10 protein-coding genes are annotated in these 14,593 nt (G+C 62.4%); 4 read left to right on the top strand and 6 right to left on the bottom strand.

Annotated elements, in window-relative coordinates; all coding sequences use genetic code 11:
- Positions 1–477 precede the first annotated feature (477 nt).
- Positions 478–1,395, bottom strand: a complete 918-nt coding sequence (gene galU / locus PQR42_RS39780) for a UTP--glucose-1-phosphate uridylyltransferase GalU (protein ID WP_408206564.1) — start codon at positions 1,393–1,395, stop codon at positions 478–480.
- Between the two features lie 305 nt (positions 1,396–1,700).
- Positions 1,701–1,844: a hypothetical protein gene (locus PQR42_RS39775; protein ID WP_408206562.1), complete on the bottom strand. Its 144-nt coding sequence runs from the start codon at positions 1,842–1,844 to the stop codon at positions 1,701–1,703.
- 241 nt (positions 1,845–2,085) lie between these two features.
- Here PQR42_RS39775 and PQR42_RS39770 point away from each other — a divergent pair, with 241 nt between their 5' ends.
- Complete coding sequence (locus tag PQR42_RS39770) at positions 2,086–3,297, top strand: acyltransferase family protein (RefSeq protein WP_408391372.1); 1,212 nt, start codon at positions 2,086–2,088, stop codon at positions 3,295–3,297.
- Between the two features lie 117 nt (positions 3,298–3,414).
- Here the strand turns inward: PQR42_RS39770 and PQR42_RS39765 are convergent, their stop codons facing one another.
- The 3 genes from PQR42_RS39765 to PQR42_RS39755 form a co-directional block, all read right to left on the bottom strand.
- Entirely contained in the window at positions 3,415–5,871 is a 2,457-nt protein-coding gene (locus PQR42_RS39765; protein WP_408391369.1) for a glycosyltransferase family 4 protein, read from the bottom strand.
- On the bottom strand, positions 5,868–7,334 hold the full coding sequence (locus tag PQR42_RS39760) for a flippase (RefSeq protein ID WP_408495244.1): 1,467 nt from the start codon (positions 7,332–7,334) through the stop codon (positions 5,868–5,870). Before PQR42_RS39760 ends, PQR42_RS39765 begins: the two co-directional genes overlap by 4 nt.
- Before the next feature lie 64 nt (positions 7,335–7,398).
- A complete protein-coding gene (locus tag PQR42_RS39755) occupies positions 7,399–9,600 on the bottom strand; it encodes an NHL repeat-containing protein (RefSeq protein ID WP_408495242.1) in 2,202 nt (733 codons plus the stop codon).
- 671 nt (positions 9,601–10,271) lie between these two features.
- Here PQR42_RS39755 and PQR42_RS39750 point away from each other — a divergent pair.
- The 3 genes from PQR42_RS39750 (at position 10,272) to gmd (ending at position 13,307) form a co-directional block, all read left to right on the top strand.
- Positions 10,272–11,378: an acyltransferase family protein gene (locus PQR42_RS39750; protein ID WP_408206553.1), complete on the top strand. Its 1,107-nt coding sequence runs from the start codon at positions 10,272–10,274 to the stop codon at positions 11,376–11,378.
- The gene (locus tag PQR42_RS39745) at positions 11,375–12,112 is read left to right on the top strand and encodes an SGNH/GDSL hydrolase family protein (protein WP_408391362.1); all 738 of its coding nucleotides are present in this window, start codon (positions 11,375–11,377) and stop codon (positions 12,110–12,112) included. Before PQR42_RS39750 ends, PQR42_RS39745 begins: the two co-directional genes overlap by 4 nt.
- Positions 12,113–12,263: 151 nt before the next feature.
- Complete coding sequence (gene gmd / locus PQR42_RS39740) at positions 12,264–13,307, top strand: GDP-mannose 4,6-dehydratase (protein ID WP_408206549.1); 1,044 nt, start codon at positions 12,264–12,266, stop codon at positions 13,305–13,307.
- A gap of 118 nt (positions 13,308–13,425) precedes the next feature.
- On the opposite strand, the gene PQR42_RS39735 is transcribed toward gmd, so the two are convergent.
- Positions 13,426–14,592 carry a glycosyltransferase family 4 protein gene (locus tag PQR42_RS39735; protein ID WP_132374645.1) on the bottom strand — a complete coding sequence of 389 codons (1,167 nt, stop codon included), beginning with the start codon at positions 14,590–14,592 and terminating at the stop codon, positions 13,426–13,428.
- Position 14,593 lies beyond the last annotated feature (1 nt).

Raw genomic sequence — 14,593 nt, 5'->3', positions numbered from 1 at the left:
ATACGCGGTCGCGCCTCCAACGGAAACGGAAGAGAGCCTGCCCAGCGGGTCGTAGCCGTAAGTGATCTCGTCAGCGTGAGCGGACATAGCAGCAGCCAATAGACACGCCATCGCTCCACCACTGGCAACACGCCGCACACTCAGGAAGCCGCGTCGGCTGCGAAATAGACTGATCATCGATATCCCCATTACAACACCCTGTAGTTTTGCTGACTACCTGGACGATATCGAAACCCGGACCAGATTTATAGAAGACCGATCCTCAATTGATGTAGGAACCTCCCTACACTCCCAAAAACAAAGGGCGCATTACCCGCTCAGTGCGCGCTTCGTTTTCCTGAAGAAAGTACAGCACTGGCGCAACCCACGGCTGAAAAAAAGACGGGCGCCGCGTGGTTTGCGGCGCCCGTTTTAATGCGCGCGATGCTGCTGCGCGTTACCTCTGCGTGGTGAGTTTGCAGCGACTACTGACGCAGCCTAAGCCGCTTCCGCCGTATATTGCGCAGGCACGCCGTCCTGCATATTGGTCTGCATATACGCTTGCAGATAAGCCTCGAATTCCGCCTTCACTTCCGGATGACGCAGCGCGAATTCCACCGTCGCCTTCAGATAACCGAGCTTGCTGCCGCAATCGAAACGCGTGCCGAAGTAACGATAAGCGAGCACCTGCTCTTCGGTCAGCAGCGATTGCACCGCGTCCGTCAATTGCAGTTCGCCGCCCGCACCCGGCTTCAACGCGCGGATATGCTTGAAGATGGTCGGCATCAGCACGTAACGGCCCACTACGCCGAGATTCGACGGCGCCTTGTCCGGTGCCGGCTTCTCGACGATGCCCGACAGCTTGATCACGTTGTCTTCCCACTCGCGGCCGTCCACCACGCCGTACGAGCGGCTGTCTTCACGCGCGATGGTTTCGACGCCGATCACCGAGCTGTGATAGTGATTGAACGTATCCACGAGCTGGCTCATTACCGGCTTCGAGCTGTGCAACAAGTCGTCGGCCAGAATCACGGCGAACGGGCTCTCGCCCACCAGTTTCTCGGCGCACAGCACCGCATGGCCGAGGCCGAGCGCTTCGGCCTGACGCACATAGAAACAGTCGACGTTGGCCGGCTTGATGCTGCGCACCAGATCGAGCAGCTTCTGTTTGTTACGCGCCTCGAGTTCGGCTTCGATCTCGTAGGACTTGTCGAAGTGATCTTCGATGGCGCGCTTGCTGCGGCCCGTCACGAAGATCATCTCGGTGATGCCGGCGGCAATCGCTTCTTCGACCGCGTACTGAATCAGCGGCTTGTCGACGATCGGCAGCATTTCCTTAGGACTTGCTTTGGTAGCCGGCAGGAATCGTGTCCCGAGGCCCGCTACGGGAAACACGGCTTTGGTGACTTTCAGCATGGTAGGCATTCCCACATCGGTTAGAAATTGGTGTGTTCGCGGGCCTGACGGCCAATCGATGTCGCCGGAAAGACTAGCAAAAAATGACGCCAGTACGTATGTGAAATTTCCTCAATTCGAATAAATAAATCCATTCTTTTTCAATATGCCGCGTCGTGATAACGGCGAGCAACAATTACGCACTGAAATCGATTTATTTTTCGGCAATTCCGAAAATTTTACATATCCTGACAACTGGCCTTCAGATGCGCCAGGCGCGCCGGCGGATGGATCGCGGGCGCGCCTCGCGGCTCTTCAAGCCCGCGTTATTCGTTCTCGTCGAGCTGCGGCAGCTTGCCCGAATTCATCCGAAAACGGCGGATGGGCTCGTTGCGCAGCGCCTCCCGATAGGCGGAAGCAGCGACAAGGATCAGCAGCACGGCAATGCCGGCGAGTAAATGCAGGTTCATGACTTCACCTCGGGTCAAGAGAATCCGTGGCTTAAAGTAGCACGACAAAAGCGGTAAATAATTCGCTGCTGCATCTGCTTATGCTCAATTACAATTCGTCACAAAATCGTCAATTAATTCAATTCATCACGCAATTTTTTATCGATTTTTTACCCGCGCCGTGCTCTAGCATGTCATGCACCGCAGGCGCGTACGGCGCCCGCGCGAATTCGTTTTTCCTCCGTCAGAATAAGGACCGCGCATGAGCGACTCAGCACTGGATGCCGCCGGCTCATCCCTGCCCCTCTCCCCGCCTCGCACGGCCGCCGCGCCGCGCGCTCAGAGCGAAGCGCGCGCCGACAGCGCCGGCAAGGAGCATGTCATCGACGCCATGCGAGGCTTCGCCGCGCTGCTGGTGGCGTATTTTCATTGCCGCCAGGTGGAATGGGTCGGCATGCAGGCGTTTCACCAGAGCGTGGGCCACGCATTCAGTCTGAATGCAATTGCCGCGTATTTGACGTTCCCGATTGCATGGGGCTCCGCGGGCGTGCCAATTTTCTTCGTGATCAGCGGCTATTGCATTCACCGCGGCGGCGCGCTGCGGTTGGCCGGTAATCCGGCTTACCGGCTCGATACGGGCAATTTCTGGTTGCGCCGCTTTGCGCGCATTTATCCCGTGCTGCTCGCGGCACTGGTGCTGACCTTCGCGCTCGACTGGTTCAGCCTGCAACTGCCGCCCGTCAACCACAAGATCCGCGAGATCGGCCTGCAGGCCTTCCTCGTCAATCTGTTTTCGCTGCAAGGCGTGGCGGGCAAGACGTTCGGCTCGAACGGCGCGCTCTGGACGCTCTCGCTCGAAGTGCAGTTCTACGCAATCTATCCGCTGCTGTTCGCGCTGCGCCGGCGCCTCGGTATGACCTCCGTGCTGGCGATCGTCGCAGTGGTCAACGTGGTGTCCGCCTATGTGCTCGAACGGCATGACATTCAGTTCTTCACCTCTTACTGGTTTTCGTGGACGCTTGGCGCTTGGATCGCCGACGCCCGTGCCCGTCGCGCGCCACAGGCCCGCTCGTCGGTGTGGCTCTATGCGCTGGCCGCGGGGTTTGTCGCGCTCGGCTGCGCCGCGTTTCATTTCGGCCAGTACGGTGCGTTCCAGCTCTGGGCTGTCGGCTTCGCGTTCTACCTGTACAAGGCGCTGGAGCGCCGCAATGCGGACCGCGGCCCTGCCTTCGGCACGCGCCTGCTGTCGCGATTCGGCGATTTCAGCTTCTCGCTCTATCTGATCCATCTGCCGATCTTCGTGCTGCTGTCGTCGCTGCTGTTCCGCTCGGCGCTGCAAATGTCGATCTGGCCGTCGTTCGGCTACATGCTGGTGGCCGTGCCGGTGGCGTATGTGTTCTACCGGCTGGTCGAGTTGCCGGCGATGAAGTGGTCGGCGAGTTTCAAGCCAAAGGCGGCTTTGAAAAAGGCTTGAACCAACGCAGCAAAAACGCGCGATAAAAAAACGGAGCGAACGTCGTGAGACTTTCGCTCCGCTGCGCCAACGGCAGGGACTGGCCATGTCCCTGCCTACCCCCGCGTAAAAACCTCCCTAAGCCGTTTTAGGCCCCGCCACGCGCTTCAGAATCCGCTCGACACCCTCGACATAGGCGGCGGTGCCGAACCGGCTCAGCGCCGTCTGATACCCGTTCCTGACCAGCCTGTTGCGCAGTTCGTCGTTCGAGCGCAATTCGGCGAGCGCGTCGGCAAGACCGTGCGCATCTCCCGGCGTGCACAGCACGCCGTTCTCGTAGTCGTCGATGATCTCCAGCACGCCGCCCGCGCGTGCCGCCACCACCGGCCGCTGCGCCAGCATGCCTTCGACGATAACGCGGCCGAACGGCTCCGGCGTGATCGACGTGTGGACGACCGCGTCGACCGCGCACATGCAGGCCGCGATATCGTGCTGGAAGCCGAGAAAATGCACCCGCCCGCCGAGGTTGTGCGCGGCGACGAACGCGTGCAATTCGATCTCGTACTGGTCCTCGCCAAAGAGCGGCGCGCCCACCAGCACCGCATGCATCTGCGGATTGAGCACCATCGCTTCGAGCAGCACATGCTGCCCTTTCCAGCGCGCGAGGCGGCTGAACGAGCCGACCAGAAACGCGTCCTGCGGCAAGCCGAGGCGCTTGCGCAGCGTCGCTTGCGGCACCGTGCGCGAGGCGTCGAACGGCGCGGCGGAAATGCCATTGAACACCACGTCGATGCGTTTTTCGTCGAACTGCGTCAGCTCGGCGAACGCGCGCGCCGACGCGGCCGAATTGGCGATCACATGCGTAAGGCCAAGACGCGCGCACCATTTGATGATCGCCAGTTGCTTGCCGCCGAAATGCTCGGAGCTCACGATGTCGCGTAGATGCCAGACCACCGGGCGCCGCGCCAGCTTGCCGGCGATCGCGCCGATCACCATCGCGCGCTGGGTGTTCGCGTAGATCACGTCCGCCTTGCGCGCGCGTTTGGCCGTGGCGCGCACGAGCGACATGAGGCCCTTGAGCGCCTGGCCCTTCGGCAATGAACCGCCCTGCTTGCGAACATGGCGCAGCGCGCCCGCATCCAGCACGTCGACGGCCACGCCCGCTTGAGCGAGCGCGGTGCGGAACGGGCCGTCGTCGAATAGCACGACCTCGATGCGCGAGCGCAACGCCTTGACGATTTCCAGCAGCGACAGTTCAGCGCCACCGAGCACGCCGCTTTGATCGACTGCCAGAATGCGCGGACCGTTCGCCACGGTTGGCGCCTTATACGGCACGTACGCGGGCAGCGTCGCCGTGCGCAACGCCGGCACCGCCGCCCGCACATGCGCGAAGAAGCGCTCGCGGAAATGGGCGGCGGAAAACTGCTCGGCGTTCGCGCGGCAATCCACCGGCGAAAAACGCTTCACGTGACCATCGAAACGCTCGACCGCGGCGATAATCGACTCGGCGTTCTGTTCGTCGAAAAACATGCCGGTGGGCCGCGGTTCGGACAGATCGCGCACGGTTTCGAGCGCGCCGCCCTTGCCATAGGCGATCACCGGCGTGCCGCACGCCTGCGCCTCGACCACTGAAATACCGAAGTCTTCTTCCGCGGCGAACACGAAGGCCTTGGCGCGGCTCATCCGGTCCTTCAGCACCTTGAACGGCTGGTAGCCCATGATCTCGACGTTCGGCCCCGCTTTCGCGCGGATCTTCTGCATGTCGGGACCGTCGCCGATCACGACGAGCTTGCGCTCCGGCATGCGCGCGAACGCCTCGACGATCAGATCGATCTTCTTGTACGGCACCATCCGCGAGGCGGTCAGATAAAAGTCGTCCTTGTCGGTACAGAGCGCGAAGGCTTCGACATCGACCGGCGGAAAGATTACCTGCGCTTCGCGCTGGTAGACCTTCTTGATGCGTCGCGCGATGAACTCGGAGTTGGCGACGAAGCCATCCACCGAATTCGAGGTGCGGATATCCCAGTTGCGGATGTAATGCAGAATCAACCGCGCCATGGCCGACTTCGGGCCGGCGGTCAGCTTCGACTGCTTGAGATATTGATGCTGCAAGTCCCACGCATAGCGGATCGGCGAATGCACGTAGCTGATATGCACCTGGTCGGGGCCGGTCAGAATGCCTTTAGCGACCGCGTGGCTGCTCGAAATCACCACGTCGTACGCCGACACGTCGAGTTGCTCGATCGCGAGCGGCATCAGCGGCAGATACGAGCGGTACTTGGTGCGCGCGAGCGGCAGCTTCTGGATGAACGACGTCGTGACGGACTTGCCGCGCAGAAAGCTGCGGTCGTCGAGAAAATCGACGAGGCTGAACAGGTCAGCGTCCGGAAAGCACGCGACGATCTGTTCGAGCACCTTCTCCGCGCCCGCATAGGTGACGAGCCAGTCGTGCACGATCGCAACGCGCACCGTTTTATCGGCACGCAACGCGGTTCGGCGCGGCGGCGCCTGCACGCCGGGAACAGTGGTGAGTTCGGCCAGTGCGCTGCGCGTCGCGGGTTGCAGCACGGCTTCTTCAAGGACTTCGTGGTTCATGCGCTTTTCCTCGGATTCAGTCGCAACAGCAGTGAACGCGCAAGATCGCGCAAGGCGGGTGTCATCGTGATCGACCAGGCGACATTCGCGCCTACCATCAATACGCCGGCAACAATCGCCATTGCGAGACCCGGCAGGAAGCTGGCGAGCCACAGGCTGGCCAACAGGAAAGCAAGGTGGGCGAGCATGTCGAGCGCGATCTGCTTCGCACGGATCGCCGACAGGCGCAGCAGCACGGCGTAGTCGAACAGCGCCCGGCCGGCCACGGCCACCGCCGCGCCGGTCAGTCCGAAATGCGTGATGCCGAACCACAATGCCCCTGCAAACAGGGGCAATTCGAACAAGCCGACGCGCGCGGCCGTGGCCGGATTGACCTGCGACTGGATCAGAATCCGCGTGACGTTCGCCTGGCCGACGAGCCACACGGCGACGATCATGATGCGGCCCACGGGCGCCGCCACAGTGGCGATCTCATTGCCGACCCACAGATGCAGGAAGGGTTCGAGCACCAGCATCGCGACCAGCGCGACCGGCGTGAATACGCCGTTGAGAAATTCGAGCGACTGCTGGGTGATGGTGTCCGCGTCGGCGCGTCCGACTGCGGAGAGCCTTGGGAACAGCGTGCGCACCAGCGCAGTCGGTACGATGTTCAGACGCGTCACGAGGTTCTGCGGCACCGTGTAATACGTGACGAAACGCGCGCCGAGACTCGTGCCGAGCATCACGCGATCGAGCGAGTCGGCGATCATGGTGGTGACGCTCGCAATCAGCATCCAGCCACCGAAATTGAAAAGCCCCTTCGCGACGCCGAATTGCGGCGGCAGAATGCGCCGGATCTCCAGCACTTTTACCGCGGAGCGGCCCAGCAGAAGCGCGGCCACGATCCGCGCGAACACCGCGGCGGCCAGCACGTTCTGCAAGGTCGCGCCCATCCACAGCGCGGCGCCGAGCGGCAACAACTGAAACAGGAACGTGCCGATGGTCTGATTGGTGTTGTAGACGCCGAAGCGCTCCGCGCCGTTGATCGCGCCCGCGAACACCCACGAGACGTTGGCAATCGGAATCGCCACCGCGAGCCACGGCAGCGCCATATACACCTCGTGCTGCAGCTCGGGCGACACCTTGGTGAAATACGCGGTGTAGAGAAACGCGCCGAAATAGATGATCAATCCGCCGATCACGCCGGTCGCGAGATTGAGCCACGTCGCGCTCCAGAACACGCGCGCGCTCTCATCCTTGTCGCCGGATGCGCGCGCCTTCGAGATGTGATTCTGCGCGGCCATGCTCATGCCGAGATCGAGAATCCCGAAGTAGCCGATCAGCGTCCACACGAGGCTGATCACGCCGTAGCGCTCGACGCCGAGCAGCTTGATATACGACGGCACGGTCACGAGCGAGACGAAAGTCGGCAGCACCAGTCCGAAAAAGTTGATCGCTACGTTCTTGAGAATGCCTTTGTCCATCGGATGCCTTGGGTTGACTGCATTAACCTGGTATGACTGACTAACTGCTAGGCGCTGCGCGCGGTCACGGTTTCCAGCGGTACATCATCACTTTGCCGCGCGCGTCCTCCTCGACGAACACGAGGTACTCGCCGTTGGCGCGCTTCGCGGCGCTGATGCCGTTCGGCACATCGACCCAGCCCGACGCGCGGCCCACTTCCGGGCCCGGCCGGATCACGCCGATCTCCTTGCCGCTGTCCTTGTCCCACACGTGCACCGCGCCGACCGGTTCGACGCCAAAAATGCATTGCCCTTCGACCGTCAGGCCGATGATGGTGGCGATGGGTTTGCTCTGCGTCTGCCAAGGCAGCGTGATCGCATAGCGTTGCACCGGGTTGCCGCTCGACCATTTGTCGTAGCGCACCAGCACGCGGCCCACTTCTTTCCAGAAGCCGCGATCGACCGGCGTGTCGGGCGTGTAGCCCGTCACGTACATCGTGTCGGTGTCCGGGTCGTAGATCGCGCGGTGCAGTTCCGTGAACGGTTGCGGCACCGGGTACTGCGTCATGTTCGAATACGAGTAGACCGGATTGCCCTTCGCATCCAACCCGCCGAAACGGAAGCGATAAATGCCCTTGGTGTCGCGCGTGCGCCAGATGTCGCCGGCGGTGTCGACCCACCAGCCCCAGCCGCCCGCGAGCTTCGTACCGGTCGTGTTGAGCGTGAATTCGTCGGTGTTGAACTTGCCGTCGCCGTTCGCATCGCGCCAGATCCAGTCGCCGCCCGGCGGGGCATTCGGCACCTTGGCCACCGCGCGCTCACGTCCCGCGATGAAGCCGGAAGGGATCGCCGTTTCGCCGTCGTGCTGCGGGTCGAAGCGATAGATCTTCAGATGGTCCGCGTACATGTCCGTGAGGTACAGGAAAGTGCGGCCCTTCAGTTTGCGGGCGATCGGCAGGCCCGGATACTGATCGGTGTGAAACACCGGATCGTCCGGATACTTGAAGCGGTTCGACAGAAAGCCCGCGTATTTCCAGTCCTGCCCGGCAGGCTTCGACAGATCGAGTTCGAAGCGCTTGTTGCCGGTATAGACGCTGTCCGGCCGCGACGGATCGATCCATGCGCCGTCGACGAACAACAGCCCCTGCACCTGCCAGTTCTGCTTACCGTCCGGCGCGTAGCTTTCGAGCGTCGCCCCGAGGCCCGCGCCGATCGGTTCGTAACGCGGACCGATGCCGTTGGTCGATACGTACACGTTGCCGCGCGCATCCACGCCCACGCCGGTCAGTCCGTTGAAACGCTGCGGGCCCGGCTTGCCGGCGACGCCGCTGAATATGCCGCCGCGCTCACCGAGCGAATCCGACTCGGTATAACGGCCGTTGTTCTTGCTGAAATACAGCACCTGCTGACGCGGACCGTTATCCGCGATCAGGATGCGGCCTTGCGCATCGACCGCGATATCCACCGCAATCGTCCCGCCAGGCAGCGTGAAGTTTTCGTCGATGCGTTTGCCCGCGGCCGTGTAGTGCTCGACATGCGGCTCACGGTCGTTGCGCGTGCCGCTCAATACCCACAGCGTGCCGTCCGGCGCCAGCGCGAGTCGGCCCGGCTCATGCACGCTCCAGGTGGTTTTCTGCTGCATCGATTCCGCGTCGTACACCTCGATACGATCGCGCGCCGTGTTCGCCGCAAACAGCGTGGAGTCGTTCGCCGCGAGGCCGCCGATTTCAGCGCTCGTGCCGGTCGGCACTTCGTTCATCATCAGGAAGCCGGCCGCCAGTTGCGCATGCGGGTCCGCGCTTTTCGCGGCAGGCTGGAACGGCGCGGCGCGTTTCGGATCGGCGATCTGCCGGCGCGAGATGCCGAACCACTGCTTGCCCTTTTCCGGCCACACGCCCTGCTCAACGAGGCGCCCCTTCTCGTTGCCGACCGCGATCGCGACGAACGCGTACTTGCGATTCAAAGCGACCGCGTTGCCGCCGCCGTTGCCCCAGCCATGCGTGCCGCCCGCAAAGCCGAGCATCTTGCCGTTCTGATAGACGCTCGCTTCAGCGCCGCTTTCGTCCCATGGCGCGTTCGTATAGACCTTGCCGTCGGGCGCCACCGCAATCGCGGTGATGTTGATCTGCGCCCAGCTGCCGTCGCCGAAACCGAAGGTATTGCCGATCCACGACGTTTTCGCGTTCAACGCGGTTTCCGCGTGAGCCGTGAAACTGACCGATCCAGCGGCCAGTCCGAAGGCGCACGCAAAAACAGCGAGCCAGCTTTTGAACGTGAAACGGGGCAAAGGTATTTCCTCCAATCAGCGCCGCGCGTGGGCAACGAGGCCCGCGCGGGTACACATTCCAGTGAGATGACGGAACAGGTCGCGGTCAATATCGCGGCACCGGCCGCTAGAAATCATGCAAGGACGTGAGACAGAATCGTGCGGGACAGCACGCGGGCAAGACGGTATCGACAGGACAGACACTGCGAGACCGCGCGCCCGAAAGCCGGGCGAAGCGCGAAGCCCACGCGCCGTCCTTGGCCACCCAATCCGCACGGCTCACATTACGCGGAAAAAACACCGCGACGAAAATCGAAAATAATTCAAAAATATTCGACGCTTTAAGCGTTGTGAAAGAAAGCCATTAAAAATTGATTAAAACGAAATCAGCTATGGCGCGTAACCACACGCGCCCCTCGGCACCCATCCTTACCGATGCACGGCAAAGCGATCCGCACTTATTACATATCCCGTCATCCTTTCGACGCAAGCATAAAAATCCATTGCGAATGGATAACGAAACACCCTGTTGCAATCTGATTCATTTATCCAATTCATTCCCGTTTTTTCACGATTTTATTTTCCCTAGAATCGATTGCACTTCCGTTGCGATGCGAAGCGAGCGCGCCTGTTCCCCGGAACCCTCGCGCGATCCTTCGCCCGGCCCATCTGCTTCACACCATGGACGGTTCATGACTGCCAGCGCACTGCCCTTAGCGCCTTCCCACTCCCGCCGCATCGTGCAGCTCGACGGCTTGCGCGCCATCGCCGTGCTCGCCGTGTTCGCGCAGCACGCGTTGAAAGCGCCGCTGTGGATGGGCGTCGATCTGTTTTTTGTTTTGAGCGGTTTTCTGATTACCGGCATCCTGCTCGAGCGCAAGGCGCGCCAGCAGTCGTATTTCGGCTATTTCTACGCACGCCGCGCGCGCCGCATCCTGCCGCCTTATGTGCTGCTGATGGTGGTGTCGTCGATTCTGTTCGGCCTCGGCTGGGCAGAGCACTGGCAGTGGTACGCGCTCTTCGCGACCAATATCGGCGACGCGCTCAATCAGAGCGGTCACGACAGCCTGAACGTGCTGTGGTCGCTCGCCGTCGAAGAGCAGTTCTACATTGTCTGGCCGTTCGTGATCCTGCTCGTGCCCGAGCGCGTGCTCGGCTACGTGGCGGCCGCGTTGATCCTGCTGGTGCCCGTGCTGCGCGCGGTGGCCACGCCGTGGTTCGATTCGTTCTGGCCAATCTATTACCTCACGCCGTTCCGCATGGACCTGCTCGCGGCCGGCGCGCTGCTGGCAGTTGCCGTGCGGCGTGACCGAAATGCGCTCGAGCCTTACAAAGGCGTCGCCGTGCTGGGATTGATCGCGGCGCTGGCCATCCTCGCGTGGCTGCATCTGCACTTTCCGCGCTTTCGCGCGGCCAATACGCCGCTCTCGAACGCCGGGCTCTACAGCGTTTCGTTGGTGCTTTGTACTTCAGTCGTGGTCATCGCCCTGCAAAGCAAGGGCATCGTCAAACGGCTGCTGTGCAATCCCGTGCTGGTCTATATCGGCACCATCAGCTACACGATTTATCTGATTCACCTGAGCGTGCTGTATGCGCTGTGGCCGCTGCATCTGAACCGCTTCGTGACCGCCGCGCTCGCGCTCGCGATCACGCTCGTCTACGCCACCATCACGTGGTTCGCATTCGAGAAGCGCCTGATTTTCGGCTCGTCGGGCAAGGCACAAGTGCATGCGCCGACGCAGGCCGCCAGCGGCGGCGGTGTCAGCACCGCGCCGCAAGCGCCACAAAGCCGCGCATGAAGTTCAGGAAGCGCCGTGCATGGCTCGCTGCAAGCGTATGCGCAGCTGCATCGCTGCTCGCATCAGCCGCGTTCGCCGCGGCGCCGGGCCCGCGCTCGCAAGTGCTGATCGAGGCTTATGGCGACTCGACGACGCTCGGCATTACCTGCAGCGACGGCCATTGCGCCCCGCAGGCGCGAAACGCGGTGGTGTATCTGCAGGATGAATTGCAGGCGCGCCACGGCGAACGGGTGCTCGTCACGAACTATGGCGTGGGCAACACGATGGCGACGCAATTGCGCGACGGCACGGGCAATCGCCGCGCCGGACCGACGGCCGGCCTGCCGTGGCAGGAACGGCTCGCCGCCTCGCCCGCGCAGATCGTGCTGATCAACTACGGCATCAACGAAGTCATGCAGAACCAGACGCCCGAGCAGTTCTACACGGCCGAAACGACGCTCGTGAAAACCGCTCGCGCGCTCGGCAAGCAGCCGGTTCTGCAGACCGCGAACCCGATGCCGGACAACCGGCTCAACGCGCGGCTCGCGACGATGGTCGCCATGACGCGCCGCGTGGCCGCCGAGCAGCAGGTGCCGCTCGTCGATCAGTTCGCCTACATCAGCAGTCTGCGGGACTGGAAGACGCTGATGTCCGACGGCGCGCATCCCAAGCCGGATTTGTACCGGCTCAAGGCGGAACAGGATTTTCAGGTCGTCGAACCGTTGGTGCGGCGGCTGTTGGACGGCACGCCCTGAAACGCTTTTTCAAGTGCGTTTCGTGCACTGGGTGCTGTTGGTGCTTGCGAAACGTGCTTCTGAGATGCGCTTCCGAGTGTGCCGATGAAATGCGCCCTAGCCGGCGCGACTGCTTTTTCTTTTTCTCTTTTAACAATCTCGAAGGCAAGCTATGAGCCAACCACGCAAAGCGATCATCACCGGCGTATCCGGACAGGACGGCGCCTATCTGACCAAACTGCTGCTCGACAAGGGCTATATCGTGACCGGCACTTACCGGCGCACGAGCTCCGTCAATTTCTGGCGCATGCGTGAGCTCGGCGTGCTCGATCATCCGAATCTGCGTCTGGTCGAACACGATCTGACCGACCTCGGCTCGACGCTGCGCCTGCTCGAAGGCGCGCAAGCCGACGAGCTGTATAACCTCGCCGCGCAGAGCTTCGTGGGCGTCTCGTTCGACCAGCCGGTGACCACCGCCGAAGTGACCGGCATCGGCGCGCTGAATCTGCTCGAAGGCATCCGCATCCTGAATCCGAAGACGCGTTACTACCAGGCGTCGACCTCGGAAATGTTCGGCCTCGTGCAGGCCGTTCCGCAACGCGAGGACACGCCATTCTATCCGCGCAGCCCGTATGGCGTCGCCAAGCTGTTCGCGCACTGGTCGACCATCAACTATCGCGAGTCGTATGGCCTCTTTGCGAGCAGCGGGATTCTGTTCAATCACGAATCGCCGCTGCGTGGCCGCGAATTCGTCACCCGTAAGATCACCGACACCGTCGCCAAGATCAAGCTCGGCAAGCAGGACGTGCTGGAACTCGGCAACCTGAGTGCCAAACGCGACTGGGGCTTCGCGCTCGAATACGTGGAAGGCATGTGGCGCATGCTGCAAGCCGACGAACCGGACACCTTCGTGCTCGCCACCGGCCGCACTGAAACGGTCCGCGATTTCGTGCGCATGGCGTTCACGGCTGCGGGTTATCAACTCGAATGGTCGGGTAAGGAAGAGCGTGAATCCGGTATCGATGTCGCCACCGGCAAGACATTGGTGCGCGTGAATCCGAAGTTCTATCGCCCGGCCGAAGTGGACCTGCTGATCGGCTGCGCCGACAAGGCTCACGAAAAACTCGGCTGGAAGCCGGAAACCACGCTGGAGCAGTTGTGCCACATGATGGTTCATGCGGATCTCGGACGTAACGAGCATCACGAGACGTTCTGATTCGGTTCCATGGAGATACGCGGCGGCGCTCGCGTATCTTCAATGCAAAAAACGCGGAGCCTGATCGCAATGATCAAGGCTCCGCGTTTTTTTATTTCAGCCTGTCGCGGTGGCTTACTCAGTGCACCCCACCCGCCGCAATCGCTTCGCTATACACCGAGGCGACCCGCTTCGCGATCACCGAATTATCGAAATTCTCACGCGCATAGCGGCGGCATGCATCGGCATCGGGCAATTTCAGCGTGCCGTTGAGCGCGCCCGCGAGTCCATCCGCGATAGCCTTCGCGCCCGTCTCCGGCAGCACCAGATTCGGCGACAAACCCGCCACCGCTTCCGGCAAGCCACCGACCGGCGTCACCAGCACCGGCGTGCCCGAAGCCAGCGATTCGACCGTGATCAAGCCGAAGCCTTCCAGCGCCACCGTCGGCACGACGCTGATATTCGCCGCGCGGTACAGCGCCGCCAGATGCTGGTCGGGCACGAAACCCAGCAGTTTGACGTTGTCCTCGAGACCCGCCTCGGTGATGCGCGCCTGCAGTTCGCCCTCGAGCCGCCCTTTGCCGGCGATCAGCAGCAGCACGTCCGGCGCGCTGCGCTTGAGCAGCTTCACCGCATCGATCAGATCTTCGAGACCCATGCGGCGCACCAGACGCCGCACCGCCAGCACGATCGGCCGGTCTTGCGGCAATTGCAGCTTCAGACGCGCCTCGGCCGGCGAGATCGGCAGGTTGAACTGCTCGACGTCCACGCAACCCGGCACGACGCGCACGCGGTCCGGTGCGATGCGATAGCGCGAGGTCAGAATCTTGCCGAACGCCTCCGACAACACGATCAGCCGCGACGAGCGCGCATAGACCGATTGCTCCAGATAGCGCTTGGCGCGCTGGCCAAGCGAATCGGCGCCTTCCACGTGACTCTCGTCGGCCCACGGCCCCTGAAAGTGCGAGACCTGCGGAATGCCGCGCGTCACGTCGAGGCCCGGAAAGGTATAGAGCGCGAAGTGCGACGAGATCACGTCGGGACGCGACGTGCTGATTTCCTGGCGCAGCGCACGGCGCGCCGCCATCAGCCGCAACGGCAGCGATTGCGCGGCGGAGCCGAAGCCGTTGATCGCGCCGCCAGTGTCGGCGGCCACCTTGGGTGAGCCGGCCACCACGCCGCGCACCGCGACGCCCGCGCCCGGCAGCGCGCCGACCAGCGAGTAGTACATGCGGTCGAGGCCGCCCGCGCGCTCGGGGAACCAGTGCATCCCGATCTGCAGCGATTTGATAGAGCTCGTCGTCATG

Origin of the sequence: Paraburkholderia sediminicola (genome assembly GCF_046027355.1) — a bacterium.
Lineage (GTDB): Bacteria > Pseudomonadota > Gammaproteobacteria > Burkholderiales > Burkholderiaceae > Paraburkholderia > Paraburkholderia sediminicola_B.
This window is presented reverse-complemented; position numbering and strand designations above follow the sequence as displayed.

What these genes read in the sequence shown, in the direction of transcription:
- galU (WP_408206564.1), bottom strand. Translation starts at nt 1,395, where the DNA reads ATGCTGAAAGTCACCAAAGCCGTGTTTCCCGTAGCGGGCCTCGGGACA.
- gmd (WP_408206549.1), top strand. Translation starts at nt 12,264, where the DNA reads ATGAGCCAACCACGCAAAGCGATCATCACCGGCGTATCCGGACAGGAC.
- PQR42_RS39775 (WP_408206562.1), bottom strand. Translation starts at nt 1,844, where the DNA reads ATGAACCTGCATTTACTCGCCGGCATTGCCGTGCTGCTGATCCTTGTC.
- PQR42_RS39750 (WP_408206553.1), top strand. Translation starts at nt 10,272, where the DNA reads ATGACTGCCAGCGCACTGCCCTTAGCGCCTTCCCACTCCCGCCGCATC.
- PQR42_RS39765 (WP_408391369.1), bottom strand. Translation starts at nt 5,871, where the DNA reads ATGAACCACGAAGTCCTTGAAGAAGCCGTGCTGCAACCCGCGACGCGC.
- PQR42_RS39770 (WP_408391372.1), top strand. Translation starts at nt 2,086, where the DNA reads ATGAGCGACTCAGCACTGGATGCCGCCGGCTCATCCCTGCCCCTCTCC.
- PQR42_RS39735 (WP_132374645.1), bottom strand. Translation starts at nt 14,592, where the DNA reads ATGACGACGAGCTCTATCAAATCGCTGCAGATCGGGATGCACTGGTTC.
- PQR42_RS39760 (WP_408495244.1), bottom strand. Translation starts at nt 7,334, where the DNA reads ATGGACAAAGGCATTCTCAAGAACGTAGCGATCAACTTTTTCGGACTG.
- PQR42_RS39745 (WP_408391362.1), top strand. Translation starts at nt 11,375, where the DNA reads ATGAAGTTCAGGAAGCGCCGTGCATGGCTCGCTGCAAGCGTATGCGCA.